Annotated in this window: 14 protein-coding genes; 8 read left to right on the top strand and 6 right to left on the bottom strand. The window is 59.7% G+C overall.

Features of this window, described 5'->3' with window-relative positions; all coding sequences use genetic code 11:
- Positions 1-36: 36 nt before the first annotated feature.
- Both OIM11_03005 and OIM11_03010 read right to left on the bottom strand, forming a co-directional pair.
- Positions 37-1,089: a sensor histidine kinase gene (locus OIM11_03005; GenBank protein ID HJJ00102.1), complete on the bottom strand. Its 1,053-nt coding sequence runs from the start codon at positions 1,087-1,089 to the stop codon at positions 37-39.
- An 8-nt stretch (positions 1,090-1,097) separates the two neighbouring features.
- The gene (locus OIM11_03010; GenBank protein HJJ00103.1) at positions 1,098-1,775 is read right to left on the bottom strand and encodes a response regulator transcription factor; all 678 of its coding nucleotides are present in this window, start codon (positions 1,773-1,775) and stop codon (positions 1,098-1,100) included.
- A gap of 181 nt (positions 1,776-1,956) precedes the next feature.
- Between OIM11_03010 and OIM11_03015 the strand changes: the two genes are divergently transcribed.
- The 8 genes from OIM11_03015 (at position 1,957) to OIM11_03050 (ending at position 11,799) form a co-directional block, all read left to right on the top strand.
- Complete coding sequence (locus tag OIM11_03015) at positions 1,957-3,255, top strand: chloride channel protein (protein HJJ00104.1); 1,299 nt, start codon at positions 1,957-1,959, stop codon at positions 3,253-3,255.
- A gap of 146 nt (positions 3,256-3,401) precedes the next feature.
- Complete coding sequence (locus OIM11_03020) at positions 3,402-4,013, top strand: TetR/AcrR family transcriptional regulator (protein ID HJJ00105.1); 612 nt, start codon at positions 3,402-3,404, stop codon at positions 4,011-4,013.
- A 10-nt stretch (positions 4,014-4,023) separates the two neighbouring features.
- Positions 4,024-5,547, top strand: a complete 1,524-nt coding sequence (locus OIM11_03025) for a radical SAM protein (GenBank protein ID HJJ00106.1) — start codon at positions 4,024-4,026, stop codon at positions 5,545-5,547.
- A 51-nt stretch (positions 5,548-5,598) separates the two neighbouring features.
- On the top strand, positions 5,599-8,184 hold the full coding sequence (locus OIM11_03030) for a molybdopterin-dependent oxidoreductase (protein ID HJJ00107.1): 2,586 nt from the start codon (positions 5,599-5,601) through the stop codon (positions 8,182-8,184).
- Entirely contained in the window at positions 8,181-8,858 is a 678-nt protein-coding gene (locus tag OIM11_03035) for a 4Fe-4S dicluster domain-containing protein (protein ID HJJ00108.1), read from the top strand. The genes OIM11_03030 and OIM11_03035 overlap by 4 nt, the downstream gene beginning before the upstream one ends.
- 2 nt (positions 8,859-8,860) lie before the next feature.
- On the top strand, positions 8,861-10,189 hold the full coding sequence (nrfD, locus tag OIM11_03040; protein ID HJJ00109.1) for a polysulfide reductase NrfD: 1,329 nt from the start codon (positions 8,861-8,863) through the stop codon (positions 10,187-10,189).
- Positions 10,186-10,821: a hypothetical protein gene (locus OIM11_03045; protein HJJ00110.1), complete on the top strand. Its 636-nt coding sequence runs from the start codon at positions 10,186-10,188 to the stop codon at positions 10,819-10,821. Before nrfD ends, OIM11_03045 begins: the two co-directional genes overlap by 4 nt.
- 27 nt (positions 10,822-10,848) lie before the next feature.
- Positions 10,849-11,799, top strand: coding sequence for a magnesium transporter CorA family protein (locus OIM11_03050; GenBank protein HJJ00111.1), 951 nt, complete (start codon positions 10,849-10,851; stop codon positions 11,797-11,799).
- Positions 11,800-11,845: 46 nt separating this feature from the next.
- On the opposite strand, the gene OIM11_03055 is transcribed toward OIM11_03050, so the two are convergent.
- Genes OIM11_03055 through OIM11_03070 form a run of 4 tightly spaced genes read right to left on the bottom strand, consistent with a single transcriptional unit; the run spans position 11,846 to position 15,455 of the window.
- Positions 11,846-12,439 carry a class I SAM-dependent methyltransferase gene (locus tag OIM11_03055; GenBank protein ID HJJ00112.1) on the bottom strand — a complete coding sequence of 198 codons (594 nt, stop codon included), beginning with the start codon at positions 12,437-12,439 and terminating at the stop codon, positions 11,846-11,848.
- Positions 12,436-13,239, bottom strand: coding sequence for an ABC transporter ATP-binding protein (locus OIM11_03060; protein HJJ00113.1), 804 nt, complete (start codon positions 13,237-13,239; stop codon positions 12,436-12,438). Before OIM11_03060 ends, OIM11_03055 begins: the two co-directional genes overlap by 4 nt.
- Complete coding sequence (locus tag OIM11_03065) at positions 13,236-14,330, bottom strand: iron ABC transporter permease (GenBank protein ID HJJ00114.1); 1,095 nt, start codon at positions 14,328-14,330, stop codon at positions 13,236-13,238. Before OIM11_03065 ends, OIM11_03060 begins: the two co-directional genes overlap by 4 nt.
- Before the next feature lie 30 nt (positions 14,331-14,360).
- The gene (locus OIM11_03070) at positions 14,361-15,455 is read right to left on the bottom strand and encodes an ABC transporter substrate-binding protein (protein HJJ00115.1); all 1,095 of its coding nucleotides are present in this window, start codon (positions 15,453-15,455) and stop codon (positions 14,361-14,363) included.
- Positions 15,456-15,628 lie beyond the last annotated feature (173 nt).

Consider the following 15,628-nt stretch of genomic DNA (forward strand, 5'->3'; position numbering starts at 1 on the left):
GTATGCTCCGCCGGCTAAACCATGACGCGTCCGACGTCACAGCGATACGTGCATGCGGCGGCGATCGTGGGGAAAGCTGAGCTGCACGCGCGTGCCCACGCCCTCTTCGCTCGCGAGCATGATGCCGAGCCCCATCTGCGCGCACATGCGAGCGACGAGGTAGAGCCCCATGCCGGTTGCCGAGCCGTGGGCGCGACCGACCTCGCCCGTAAATCCGCGGTCGAAGACGCGGGGAACGTCGGCGGCGGGAATGCCGCAGCCGTCGTCGCGCACCTCGAGTACCGTGCAGGCGTGCGGGCCTTCCTTGTCGTTTTCGTAGGCCTCGAAGATGATGGTGGTGGCGTCGTACTTCGCGGCGTTGATGATGAGCTGGGTGAGGATGAATGCAAGCCAGGCCTTGTCGGCCACGACCGTGCTCTGCGGATCGATGTGGATATCGATGGCAACGCCACATGACGTGAGGTAGCGCATGTTCGCTTTGCATGCCTCGCCCACCGCATCGCCAAGCACGATTTCGCGGATGACGTAGTCGTTTACGAGCGTGTCCGAGCGCGCGGTGAAGAGTGCCTGCTCGACGAGGTGCTCGACGCGTTCGAGTTCGAGCTTGAGCTTGCTTGCGTCCTCGCCGTGCATCTTGTCGAGGAGCAGCCGTGCGGCAGCCAGCGGCGTCTTGACCTCGTGTACCCAGAGCTCGGTGTACTGGGCGCGGTCGTGGCTCTGCATCCTGAGCTCGTTGCCCTCATGCGTTGCCTGTTCTGCAATCGAGCGCGCCATGTCGAGTGCGATTTTCCCTTCCAGGAACGTGGGCTCGCAGACGAGCTCATCGAAGTAGCGCGTCTTGTCGAGCGATTCCAGCGCCTCTTCGATGCTCTTCCAGAACCGTGCGCGCCGTCGGTATTCCAGGGCAAACGCCAGGAACAGAACTGCTACGAGCGTGAGGTCGATGAGGAGAATCGCATCGGTGGTCGTGCCGAGTATGACGAGCAAGGAGGTGACGAAGGCGATGGTGACAAGCGCGAGCGTCAGGGCGAGCGCCTTGTCGCGCACGAAGCTGATTGGCGTGAACCGGGCTGTGTCTTGATACTGCATCGGGGCACTCACGCCGCGATCACATAGCCGAGGGAGCGGCGTGTCTGCAGGAAATCGTCGGCAATGCCGATGCTTCCGAGCGTCTTGCGTAGGCGATTGATGTTGACCGTGAGCGTGTTGTCATCGACGAACGCATCGGATTCCCACAGGTCGCACATGATCTCCTGGCGCGAGATGATGGTGCCGGCATTGCGCATGAGCAGGGCGAGGATGCGCTGCTCGTTTCTCGTGAGCTCGGCCGACTGCCCCTGGTAGCGAACCTCGGATGTGCCCAGGTCAAGCGTGACGCCATTATGCGTGATGGTGCTTGCCTCGGCCGATGCAGACGCATGGCGCTTGACGAGCGAGGCGATGCGGGCAAGCAGCACTGCCGGACGGTATGGCTTGGCGATGAAGTCATGCGCACCCAAGTTGAGCGACATGACCTCGGTGAACTCATCGCTCTTTGCCGTGAGGATGATGATGGGCATGTCGGCCTCCCTGCGGATGTCACGGCAAATCGATTGCCCATCGGCGCCCGGCAAGCCAAGGTCCAAGATGACGCAATCGGGGCCTGCGGCGACGATGTCGGTTGCCGCGCGGGAGAAATCCGAGCACGTGCGCGTCTCGTAGCCGTTGAGCTCGAGCAGGCGCGCGAGCTCGTCACGCAAGGTGGTGTCGTCTTCGACGATGTACACGGTAGGCATGGTCATGCTCCGTTCACTTGGGTCGTGCCACTCATTGTAGCCGCATCTATCCGAACAAAACCTCGCTTCATGCTTTCTTACGCAGATGTAAGAAACGCAACTTTATGAGAAAGCTCGAATAGTCTGTGCAAAAAATAACCCGTACGGGCGTATCATGGAGACAATGCGAGAGGAGGGCGATATGCATCACAAGATCGACAAGGTTGAGCTTCTTAAGCATCTTGCCTTCATCGTCTGCGTCGGCATCATTTCGGCCTGCGTTTCGATTATCTTGTGTCTGTGCGTCAACTTCGCCTATCACATTAACCAGACCTATGCCTGGACGCTCTTCCTCCTGCCGCTACTCGGCGTTCTTTCGCTCGCCCTCTACAAGGTGTTCAAGCTTCCCTACGATTACTCGACCGACACCCTCGTCGATCAGATGCGCGAAAACGACGTGGTCTCGCCTACGCTTGCGCCGGGCATCATCATCGGCACCTGCCTCAGCATCCTGGGTGGCGGCGCCGTCGGCAAGGAGTCGAGCGCCTTTCAGGCGGGTGCTTCGGTGAGCGAGACGCTCGGGCGGGCGTTCAAGCTCAAGAACTGTTTCATCGACAAGCAGGACAGGGAGCTTTATGGCTACGCGGCGCTCATGGGCATGAGTGCGACGTTTTCGGCCCTGTTCTTCGCACCGCTGGGCGCCGTGTTCATGGTGCTCGAGCTCACGCGCTTCAGGAATCTGAGCCTCCCGCGATTCATCGCGATGATCGTCTCTGCCTTCATTGCCGCCTCCATCGCATATCCCTTTGGCATTGGTGACATCATCCCCCACGTTACCGTCTTGGACATGACCCCCGAGCTCGCGCTCTACACCGGCATCGTTGGCATAGTCTGTGGCATTCTTGGCGGTGTCTTTGGTCGTGCGCTGCGCTTTACGCGCAAGCTCCTTAAGGCGCATTTCAACAAACCCTATGTCACGGTTATCGTCTCGAGCCTCGTCATCGTCTGCCTCGTCTATGCCTTTGGCCTCTATGACTTCGAAGGCTCGGGCATGAACTTGCTCAAGCACGCGCTCGCGGGCTCGATCGGCACGTACGATTTCGCCATCAAGGCGGGCCTTGTCTTCATGGCGCTTGCCTTCGGTCTCAAAGGTGGCGAGATTATGCCCACGCTTGCCATTGGCGGTCTGATGGGCTGCTCGGTCGGCCAGCTCATCGGCATCGATGCCGCCTTCGCAGGCGCGCTGGGTGTCATCACCTTTTATGTGGGCATGTCACGCTGTCCCATCGCCGGCTTTTTCCTCGGTTGCGAGGTTTTCGGCTGGGGCATAGCTCCTTTTCTGACCATTGGTGTTATCTGCGCTCTCGTGGGCAATCGAGATTATGGCTATTACGGACACGGGCTTCTCTCCAAGGCGCATAGGCAGCTTGCCGCTCGCCATGCTGCAGCATCCGCTGGCACCCCGAATGATGCGGCTGAGCAGCGTTCACCAGAAAAATAGTTCCGTTCACGCAAAAAAACTTTCAATATTTTAAAAAGTATGCTGTTGACTTCTGGTCTCAGTGGAGTAAATTATACGCGTATAGAATATACGCGTATCGGAATAAAGGGATTTCCCCGCATATCCGCATGTATTGGGGAGGAACCATGGCAGCACCAAGGAAGGACGAGGAGCGTCTGCGCCTTTACGCTGCGGCCTTGAAGCTGTTTGGCGAGAAGGGCTATGCCGCCACGTCCTATCAGGACATAGCCGATGCATGCGATACGAGCAAGTCGGTCGTGCAACATTACTACCCGCACAAGGAGATGTTCCTCGTCCTCTACCTTGACGAGCATTTTGCCTGGGTGCGCGAGACCGCGCAGAAGCTCTGTCCTTCGCATACGAGCGCCATCCAGCTGCTGTGCATGATGGGCTTTGTTCACCTCGACAGGCTCGTCGCGGAAGAGAAGGGCTCTCCGCTCATCCAGGATCTTCTGGGCTTCCGCACGTTCATCGAGGGTGTGGTCATGCGCGAGCGTGACTGGATCGTCGCGCATTGGCCCGATGCCATCGACAAGCAATATCTGGGCGATTGCCTCGTCGTCGCCCTCAACGGTGCCTACGGCCTGCTTTCCATCGCATCGCTCGAAGGCCGCATCGTGACGCCGGAATACGTCATGCGTCTATCCTTCGCTCCCTTCGCCATATCGCAGGGTCTGAGCCCTGAATACGTAGAGAACGTTATCGAGGAATGCAGCGTGCTGCAGGTAATACAGTAGGAGGAGCGTCATGAGACCAATGGAATTCGCAAAGAGGACGGCGGCCAACAAGGCCATCGACTACTTCATGGAAGACCCCGTTCCGCGTATCGAGAGCATGATGACGAAAATCGACAAAATGCTTCCGGACGCGCTGTTTCCCTCACAGCGCAAAGCGTTTGCCAAGGCCATCGAGGAGCGCAACAACTGGTATCAGCTCTTGTGCCGTATCGACGAGCTTGACCCCGAGGTCGCCACGGGCATGCTCAAGTGCTTCCTGACCGAGGCGAATCTCATCGCCTGGGACAAGCAGGAGAAGTCACGTGAGAAGTACCAGTGCAACGTGCCCTGGGCCGTCTTGCTTGACCCAACGAGCGCCTGCAACCTTCACTGCACGGGGTGCTGGGCAGCCGAGTACGGCCACAAGCTCAACCTGAGCTACGAAGACATCGACTCCATCATCAATCAGGCCAACGAGCTTGGTACGCACGTCTTCATCTATACGGGTGGCGAGCCTCTCGTACGCAAGGCAGACCTCATCAGGCTCTGCGACGCTCATCCTGACTCCGCCTTCCTCTGCTTCACCAACGCCACGCTGATTGATCGGGATTTCGTCGAGGAAGTCGCCCGCGTGAAGAACTTCATTCCGATCATCTCAGCCGAGGGCAGCGAAGAGACCACCGACGCGCGTCGTGGCGAGGGCACCTACCAGAAGATCGACAAGGCCATGGACCTACTCAAGGCACGCGGCATTCCCTTTGGCGTCTCCATTTGCTATACGAGCCAGAACGCCGATGCGGTCTGCACCGAGGAGTACTACGATTGGCTTATCGACAAGGGCGTGTTCTTCGCCTGGATTTTCACCTACATGCCCGTGGGCAGGGATTCCCCGGCCGAGCTTATGCCGAGCCCTCAGCAACGCGAGATGCTCTATGACTTCAACCATGCGATGCGGCACGAGAAGCCACTGCTTACCCTCGATTTCCAGAACGATGGCGAGTTTGTGGGCGGCTGCATTGCCGGTGGTCGCCGCTATCTCCATATCAACGCCAACGGCGATGTGGAGCCTTGCGTGTTCATTCACTACTCGAATGTCAACATCCACGACGTGAGCTTGCTTGACGCCCTGCGCTCGCCGTTGTTCATGGGTTATTACCATGGTCAGCCCTTCAACGACAATCATCTGCGCCCCTGCCCGATGCTGGAGAATCCCGAGTGCATCGAGAAGCTCGTGGAGGATTCGGGTGCGCATTCGACTGACCTTGTCCAGGAGGAGACGGTCTACGAGCTCACTGCCAAGACACGTCCCATGGCACAGCGCTGGGCGCCTGTCGCCGAGCGCATCTGGACCGACCCGGGCGATGAGCGCGCTTCCGAGCGTCATCGCGATGATTTGGGCCAGGCAACATCCGATCTCAAGAAGTTCGAGCGCGACGGCCGCGTGGTGCGTAGCGCCTTTGACGAGGAGCGCGACCTACGCAGTGTCGCCGAGCGCGAGCAGGAGATGGATTGCAAACTGCGTGAAATTACCGAAAGCGAGAAGGTGCTCGTCTAGTCTGGCGATGCGCTATCAGATTGACCCATGCGGTCGAGTGAGGAGGGACGCATGAGAGAGAGGAACGTAAGCCGCCGGTCATTTGTGGCTGGCACGGCAGCTGCGACGGCAGCCGCGTGCCTGGGCACGGGAGCACTTCCCGCGGCCAAGGCGCTGGCCGAAAACGTCGATCCAGCTGGCGAATGGGTGAGGACCACCTGCTCGCCCAACTGCACGGGGGCCTGTGGTCTCAAGGGCTTCGTGCACGAGGGACAGATCAAGATGATCTCGCAGGCATCCGATTACCCCTTCGAGGAGTACAACCCGCGCGGTTGCCTCAAGGGACTGTCCATCAATACCATGCTATACGGGCCGCATCGGCTCACCAAGCCGCTCGTCAAGAACGATGAGACAGGTAAGATGGAGGAGACCGACTGGGACACGGCACTCGACGTGGCTGCGACCAAGTTGCGTGACGTCATGGACAAGTACGGGCCGGAGTCCGTGGGCGTGATTTGGCAGGTGCAGGGCACTGGTCATATCCAAAAGGGCTCGATTATTCGTCTTTCCAACATGATGGGGTGGTCGGCTATCGGCTGCTACGAGATGAACGGCGACCTTCCCATGTTCTGGCCCGAGACCTTTGGCGTGCAGAGCGAGGAGCTCGAGTCGTACTGCTGGGAAGACTCCAAGTACACGATGATTTTTGGCTCGAATGTCATGGTCACGCGCCTTCCCGATGCGCACTTTCTCAACATCTCGCGTGAGAACGGCGGCAAGGTGGTCAACTTCGACCCCAACTACTCGGCAACCTCCGAGAAATCGACCGAATGGGTGCGCCTCAAGCCCGATACGGATGCGGCCTTTGCGCTGGCGGTCGCCAAGATCATCATCGACGATGGCCTCTATGACGAGGCCTTCTGCAAGAACTTCACCGATATGCCCCTGCTCGTTGACACCACTACTGGAAAGCGCATCGAGGCTGCCAACGTGGCGGGGCTCTCGGCCCTGCCATCTCCGGCCTATCGCACCACGTACGTGGCCGTCGACGCCAATGGCAGGCCCTTCGCGGTCAACCCCGAGCGCCTCGGTGGCATGGAGGGCTGCACGCTCGAGTACACGGGTGACGTGCGCCTCAAAGACGGCACCACCGCGCATGCCAAGAGCGGTTTCAGGTTGCTGCGCGAGAGCCTCGTGGGCAAGACGGCGCAGTGGGCGAGTGATACCACGAGCATTCCCGCCGAGACCATCGAGCGCATCGCGAAGGAGTGCGCGACCATCAAGCCCATGCACATCATCTTCGGTGGCGCGGGCACGCAGTGGTATCACGGCGATCTCAAGGGTCGTTCGCTCGCGCTCATTGCGGCGCTCACGGGCAACATCGGCCAGCTCGGCGGCGGCATCTCGACCTATGTGGGCCAGTACAAGACGCGCTTCATCCCCGCGTCGTGGTTCAACCCGCCGCGCATGAACAAGCACTCGATGTCATTCCAGTACGCCGTCACCGGCCGCACGGAGACGATGCAGCCAAACGCCTTCCCGCCCAATGGCCTCAAGGCCCTCGTCGTGGGCTGGGGCAACCCGATGGACCAGCATAACGTTGCCAACTGGCTGCGCAGCGCCAAGGAGAGCGGCGAGCTCGAATGCCTCGTGACGCTCGATTTCCAGCGCACTACCACGGTCGACATGAGCGACGTGGCCCTGCCGGCACCCAGCTGGTACGAGAAGCTCGAGCTCACCACGACGCCGCTGCATCCCTGGGTGCAACTCCAGCAGCAGATGGTCGATCCGCCAGGCGAGGCACGGCCCGAGATATGGATTTGCAAGGAGCTCGCCACGCACATCGACCCCTCGTATGCGGACCAGTGGCCCGTCTTCGACGAGTCGCAATCCGAGCAAGTGGCAGACGAGGTGCTACGCACGCTTCTGGCTAACGGCGGCCCGTACGTCAACCAGCTCACGGCCGAGCAACTGCGTGAGGGACCGGGCAAGCTCTGGCACGCCAATCCAGGCGAGAAGCGCATTCCCTTCTGGAGCCAGATTCACGAGGGGACGCCATTCCCGAGCCAGTCGCTTCCAAATGCGATCGACGTGACGGCACCGTTTGTCAGGTCCGGGCGCATCCAGTTCTACCGTGACGAAGATGAGTTCCTTGAGCTCGAGGAGCAGCTGCCCTGCTACAAGCCCGCCTTCGAGGACACGGAATACAAGGATGACCCAGAGGCGCGCACCAAGTATCCGCTCGCCTTCATCACGCGAAACAGCACCTATCGCGTGCACTCCACGTACGTGAACAACCCCTTCATGCTCGAACTGCAAAACAGCATGCCCAAGATCTTCATGAATCCCGATGATGCCAAGGAGCGTGGCCTGGAGGCAGGCGATTTGGTCGAGGCCTACAACAGTCGTGGCAAGTGCCAAGGCGGCCTCGTGCTCGACCCGGGTATGTATCCCGGACAGGCCATTTTCGATCAGGGTTGGTGGAGCGAGTACATGGATGGCGACAGCTACAACTCGCTCATCTATCCGTGGATTAATCCCACCAACGAGGTGTATTACCTTTCGGGCGTGTGGTCGCCCAACATGGCGTGGAACGAATGCGCATGCAATGTCCGTCTGTTGCAAAAGGGCGGTGCGCGTAAGGAGGTCATGCAATGAGATACGCAATGGCCATAGACCTTGACCGCTGCATTGGATGCAGGACTTGCGCGGTCATCTGCAAGGATCACAACGCAGAACCCCGAGGCATCTGGTGGAACCGCGTCTTTGCACCGGGTGCTCCCGAGTACGGTACCTCGGTGATCGTGGATGGCATGCCTCGTATGGAGTTTTTGCCTATCAGCTGCCAGCACTGCGAAAACGCTCCCTGCCAGCAGGTGTGCCCGACGGGCGCCACCTACACCGACGACACGGGTACCGTGCTGGTCGACTACGAGAAGTGCATCGGCTGCCGCTACTGCATCACGGCATGTCCCTACGAGGTGCGCCAGTTCAACTGGAGCAAGCCCGATGGCGTCGAGGGCATTGACGGCGAATATCGCTGGGGGTATCCGGAGGATTATCGCCAGGACGGGCATCTCGTCTACACGCCAGTACGGCCCGAAGGCGTGGTCGAGAAATGCACGTTCTGCGTTCAGTACACCAACCAAGGCGGCACTCCTGCGTGCTGCACGGGCTGCCCGGCAAACGCACGCATCTTCGGTGACATCGAGGATGCGGATTCCGAGATTTCGCAGTACATGTCCGGGCGCGAATGGCTCGTGCTCGGCGAGTCACATGGCACCAAGCCCAAGGTGTATTACCTGCCTTCCAAGCGCGGAGAGGGGGAGTAGCCATGACACAGAACGTTCAACACGCAAAGAAATGGCCCATCATTCTGACCGTCGTCTTCATCGCGGTCGGTTGCGCGGCATGGATTTGCCAGCTCACCATGGGCCTTCTCGTTGGCTCGGGCATGAGCAATACCTTCGCCTGGGGCCTCATGATCGCGGTTTTCGCCTTCCTTGTCGGCTTTGGTGCAGGTAGCCAGTTTGTTGCCTGCTACATCGTCCTCGGCAACCGGCATGATCTCATGCCCTATGTCAAGACCGCGCAGGTCGTGGCCCTTGCCGGCGCCATCGGCGCAGGCGTGGCGATTCTCATCGACCTGGGACATCCGGCGCACATCATGGCGATGCTCATGGGGCCCAATCCTACGTCTCCGCTTACCTGGGACATGATCGCCCTCACGGTGTTCATCGTTATCGCCATCATCAACCTTATTGCCGTCGCACGACAGAGCAAGCTGCTCAAGTTCTGGATGGTCTTGGGTCTCATCAGTGCGTTTGCGCTGCAGCTTGTCGAGGGCCTGCTCTTCGCGCTCATGGAGGCACGCATCTGGTGGCATAGCTTCATCATGCCCATCGATTTCATCGTGGTCGCCGTCGTATGCGGCCTTGCCGTCGCGGTCATCATCTGCGCGCTCAGACATGACGAGTTCAAACCCGAGGCATTGCACGACCTGAGCTTCCTGCTCGCGGTGGCGATCATCATTCACCTGGCGCTTGCCGTTATCGAGCTGCTGATCGTCTGCTTCGGCGGAAGCGCGGCAGATGGTGGGGCGCTCGCGGCGCTGGGCAGCGTTTGGCTGTTCTACGCGCTTGAGCTCGGCTTGCCCCTGGCGGCGGTCTTCGTGCTGCTTCGAGGCAAGAACAATCCCACCAAGAACATGCTCATCGGCGGCGTACTGGTTGTCGTCGGCATGTTCTTCCATCGCCTCATGCTGCTATATCCGGCATTTGCCAGCCCCACGCTCTATGTGCCGCTTTCCAACGAGCCCTCACCGAGCTGGCCGCTACCTGCCTCGACAGGTCTCTACGATCATACGGGTAATGCCTTCGAGATTGCGCAGGGTTATATCCCCAACTTCTTCGAGTGGGCGAGTATGCTGTTGCCTCTCGGCGTTGCGCTGGCCGTTTTTCTCGTGGGGACTTGGTTCGTCGGCAGGATAGACAAGCCCGTCTCGACGACGAGCGCCCAAACGTTCGATGCATCGCATGCTGTCGCATCCGATGAAGCCGTCGTAGTTGACGAGATTGATGACGAGCCGATTGATGGAGGCATCGTCGACAAGGTCGCCGTTAAGGAGGCCGTCGCCACTGACAAGAAGGAGAAGTCCCAATGAAGCCAATGAGGAAAGCGCTCGTTCTCGCGCTCGGCGCGCTGCTCATGGCGAGCGCGGCGCTTTGCATCACCGCATGCGGCCAGGGCGCATCGAGCGGCACGGCATCATCGAGTGCCGCGTCATCGGATGAGGCAAACAAGACGCTCGTCGTCTATTACTCGGCCACGGGCAACACGGCCAAGGTCGCCGAGGTCATCGTGAACGAAAACGACATGGACGTCTTTGCCATCATGCCCGAGCAGCCGTATTCCACCGAGGACCTCGCCTGGACCGACGAGAACAGCCGCGTTTCCAAGGAGCACTCCGACCCTGCCCTCCAAGATGTCGCCCTTCTTCAGGACACGCCCGATAACTGGGATTCCTACGAGACGGTCATTATCGGCTATCCCATCTGGTGGGGTCAGGCGGCCTATCCCGTTGCCAGTTTTGTCAAGGCCAATGACTTCACCGGCAAGACCGTCATTCCGTTTTGTACCTCGGCCTCGTCCGATATCGGCGACAGCGCCCAGAACCTCGCAGACCTTGCCAAGGGCGGGGAGTGGATGGGCGGCATGCGCTTCCCGGCCGACGTGAATAGTGATGAGGTACGTCAGTGGATCGACGACCTTGGTCTTGAGAACCAGAACCTGTAAGACAGGCGTGAGGGAAGGGAGCGTGTCATGATCGAAATACTGAAGACAGATGATGGCACGCTCAGGCGCCTTGATGCGGTCGAGTCCGGCTGTTGGGTCAATGCGTGCGTTCCCAGCAGCCAGGAGGTTAAATGGCTCGCCGATAACCTGGGCATAGATAACGATTTCATCGATGCCATGCTCGACCGCGACGAGATTTCGCGTATCGACAAGAACGAGGATGCCAGCCAGGCGCTTGTCGTCGTCGACTATCCCGCTGCCGAGGATTTGGATGACAAGGCGAATCCGAATCTCGAGCAGTTCGATACCCAGCCCATCTCCATTCTCCTCATCGAGAATCCGAGTGTCGTGGTCACTTTGACCAATGCCCCGTGCTCCATCGTGGAAAAGCTCAAGAATGACAGGAAATTACCCATCGCCACGGGCAAGCGCACGCGTTTTCTGCTCGATGTTCTTCTCGAGGTGTCGCAAAGCTACATCGATGCCCTGCGCGTGCTCGAGAAGCAGACCATGGCCCTCGAACGCAAGATGCGAAAGAAGCAGAACAACGAGGGGCTTATGAGCATGCTGGGTATCGAGAAGTCGCTGCTCTACATGTCGACGTCCCTCAAGAGTTCCGCTCCCACGCTTCAGGCCATCAAGAACGGGCAGTTCGTGAAGCTTTTCGAGGAGGACGAAGAGCTGCTCAATGACGTGATCGTCGAGTATCGGCAGGCATCCGAGATGTGCTCGATTTACACCGATGTCATCACCAGGGCGATGGATGCCTTCTCGGGAGTCGTCAGCAACAACGTCAACGCCTCCATGAGCTTCCTCACCATGGCGACGCTGCTGCTGTCCATCCCCACGGCCGTCTTCAGCTTCTACGGCATGAACACCGACTTGCTGCCCATGAGCGATTCGTGGATATTTCCCGCGCTGCTCTCGATTGCCCTGGCGGCCATAGCCGTCGTCATACTGCTACGTTGGAGAAAGTGACTTCGGGCAAGCGCGAGACGCTCGGATGTCTGCCCTCCCCGCCTCATTACCGCTTCGAGCCGCCGAAGAAGTACGTGAATGGCGTGTCCGCGATCATGTCGATATCGAACGCATCTTGCCAATCGAGGGCGCTCTCTCGCGCGGGGAGCAGGTCGCTCGTGACGTCATGTGGCACGTTCGCATGGTGTGCGTTGAGCGTTTCGCGGCTCATGCCGTGCGCGACGAGGAATCTTCCACCGGGTACGAGCAGGGATGCGGTCGCTTCGACGAGCGCTTCCTTGTCGAGGATGTGCGGATAGGCGTTGTAAATGACCACGACGTCGAATGGCTCGTTGCTCGTGAAGTCGAGGATGTCGTAACACTCGAAGCGTAGGCGTTCGGCCGGCACGTCGGAAAAGCTCGTACGTGCGCAGGCAAGCATCGCCTCCGACAGGTCGAGCCCGACGATGCTTGCGGCTCCGAGCTCAAGGTAGGCACGCTCCATGATGCCCGTGCCGCAGCCGACATCGAGCGCGCGCGAACCTTCGTGGACGCCAGCGAGTTGGGCAATCATGAGGTGCTTGGTTCCGGCTGGCTCGGCCTGTTCGTTCCAGTTCGCGGCGCGCTCGTCGAAGTAGACGCCGATCTTGCCGATGCTCATGACATCATCCCCTTATCCAGTGGCACGACGAGGAAGCCGTCGCCGTGGGCGACTAGCTCGACGGGCACGTCGTAGACGTCCTCGATCGTCTCCTTGGTCATCACCTCGGGACCTCCACTTGCGAGCACCTTGCCATCCTTGAGCAGGCAGAAGCGGTCGCAGTAGCGCAGGGCGAGGTTTATGTCATGCATGACGGCCGCGCATGCGATGTCGTGCTCGTGGGCGGCGTTTCTGACAAGGTGCATGACCTCGACCTGATTTGCCATGTCGAGGTTGTTTGTCGGCTCGTCGAGCAGCAGGACATCGGTTTCCTGCACGAGCGCGCGTCCGATGACGACCTTCTGGTGCTCGCCGCCCGAGAGCTCGTCCAGGTAGCGCAGGGCGAGCGGCCCGAGGCCTAGCTCGTCGATGACGCGGTCGACGATGGTGAAGTCCTCTTCGCTAGGCGCGGCCTTGATGTGGGGCTTCCTGCCGAGCAAAAGCGCATCGTAGACGGTGACGCCATGCGCATGGGAGTGCTGGGCGACGAGTGCGATCTTGCGCGCGCGCTCTTCGCGGGTGTAGCTGGCGATATCCTCGCCAGCCAGCATGACGGTGCCACGTTGTGGGCGAATAATGTCGTCGAGACAGGAGAGCAGCGTTGTCTTGCCGCAGCCGTTGACACCGAGTACGGCGAGAAACGACCCGGGTAGTATCTGTGCGCTCACCTTCTCGAGGGTCTGGCCGGAGCCAGGGTACGCGAAGGCGATTTCGTTGGCTTCGAGGACGGTGCCGCGGGCAATACGCGTATCCATGCTCATCGGTGCGCTCCCCTCATGAGCAGGTACAGGAAGAGGGGCGCGCCCACGAAGGAGGTGATGGCGCTGATGGGCAACACGACGCCGACGAGTGCCATGCGTGCGATGATGTCGGAAAGCAACAGGATGCCTGCGCCGGCAAGCGCCGAGGCGACGAGCAGGTAGCGGTAATCGCTGCCGATGAAGCGTCGCATAATGTGCGGGGCGACGAGGCCGATGAAGTTGATGGTGCCGCAAAACGCGATGACCGATGATGCGGCAAAGGCACCGACGATCATGCCGAGCAAACGTGTGCGCCGTACGTTGAGTCCCAGGCCATGGGCCGTGCCTTCGCCTGACTCCATTGCGTTGAAATTCCAACGGTTGCAATAGAAAAAGACGAAGCTGGCCGCGGCGATGACGGCCATGATGGCGATTTCGCGATACGAGGCGCGTCCGAGGTCACCGAAAGTCCAGAAAACGACGGCAGCGACCTGCGTATCCTCGGCGAAGTACTGGATGAGGGCCGTCGCGCCCGTGAACAGCGCCGAAAGGGCCACGCCGGCAAGCACGATGCTCTCGGGCGTCATGTCGCGAAAGCGCGAGAGCGCGAGAATGGCGATGGTCGAGGCCATGGCGCCGAGGAAGGCGCAAACGACGGTGAGATAGGGGTTGCTGGCCCCCAGGCCCTCATAGGCCACGCTTGACGATCCGACACCCAGGACGATGATGGCGATGGAGGCGCCAAAAGCCGCTCCCTGGGAGATACCAAGCGTGCTCGCGGAAGCGAGGGGGTTGCGCAGCACGCTCTGAAACGCGCAGCCTGCGAGGGCAAGGGCTATGCCACCAACGATGGCGGTGAGTATTCTCGGCATGCGCAGGTTCCACACGACGATGAGGGCGTGTTCGTCGCCCTGTCCGAAGAGTGCGGCCAGCACGTCGAGAGGGGAGAGACTTGCCGTTCCGAGCATGATCGAGACGAAGACGAGCACGAGAAGGATGACGACGAGCGTCACGATGACAAGGCGCTTGTACCTTGTGTATCCGCGATATTGCTCGCGATATGAGGATGGTGCCTGCGCGGCATGTGCCATCTTCAAGTCTTCGGGATTCATCTTCGCCTCGTCTCGGTTACGTGCGGGTAGCTAGAAGCTGATCTTGCCGAATCTGAGACCAGCGGCTGTCAGCTGGTCATAGCAATTCGTGCCGAGCATGGTGTCGAGGATCTCGCGGTACATGTTCTCGAGGTCGACATCCGCGAAGGCATCGGGATAGACGGTAGCCGCATCGAAGTAGGCATCGCAGATGGCAATCTCGATATTGGTGCCGTTCATGTTATAGGAGGGCTGGGTGTAGAGATTGCCTGTCTGGAAGGCCGTGAGATTATCGAAGAATGCCTGGTTGTCAGCATAGTCCTTCTTCATGAGTTCCATGTTGCCGGCGTTGAGGAACATGAAATCCGGGTTCCACTCGCCAAGCTGCTCGAGGCTGACCTCGACGGATCCGGACTCGACCGTGCCGTCAGCGACGTTGTCGATGTGCGCGGCGACGAACGGCGGGTACTGGGCATAGGTGCCGCCGAAGCTCTTGGCGCCCTTGTAGTTCACGGCACCGGCATAGCAGCTCGGCTTGTCCGCGTCGGGGATGTTCGCGGTGCGGCTATCGAGGTCGGCCTGCCAGTCGTTCATCTTGTCGATGACCTGTTGCGCGTGCTCAGTGGTGCCGAGAACATCGCCGACAACCTGGATGGAATCGAAGACGTTCTCCGTGAACATCTGGTCTTGATAGCTAATGCCGATGACGGGGATGTTGAGCTGGCTCTGCAGCTCGTCGCATTCCTGGGCAGAGCGGCTCGAGATGATGACGTCAGGCTTGAGCTCGAGCAACGCCTCGCCATCCACGCTCGTCTCCATGAGGTGATTGCCATTGGAAGTCGTGGGAAGCTCTGCCAAGACTTGTTCCCAGGCCACGGTGTAGGGACGGGCCAGGGCAGCCGGCTTGTCCATCTCGGTCACGGCGATGAGCTTGTCGGTGCCTCCGGCGTAGACGACGAAGCGCGCGGCGCTACCGACGGTGACGCAGGTCTGGACGTCGGCTGGTATGGTCACGTTGCGACCATAGGCATCGGTTACCGTGCGAGTCGAGTCAGAGCCTGAAGACGCTGCAGATGAGCATCCGGCAAGGGCAAGCAACAGCGCGCAGCAGGCGCATAAGGCGATGAGCAGACGTTTGATTTTCACGGAAGGACTCCTCTCTGTCTAAGTTGTGTATGCTAACGATAGAGCAATGCGGGTGTAGCAGTGTTACGAATTCCGTATTCGGCACACTATCACGGATAAATGGTGTTACGAATACACAATGCTTCACATTTTGTGTAATACGATGTACACCAAACCATTCCTCTGCCAGAAGT

The organism is Coriobacteriaceae bacterium (assembly GCA_025992705.1).
Lineage (GTDB): Bacteria > Actinomycetota > Coriobacteriia > Coriobacteriales > QAMH01 > QAMH01.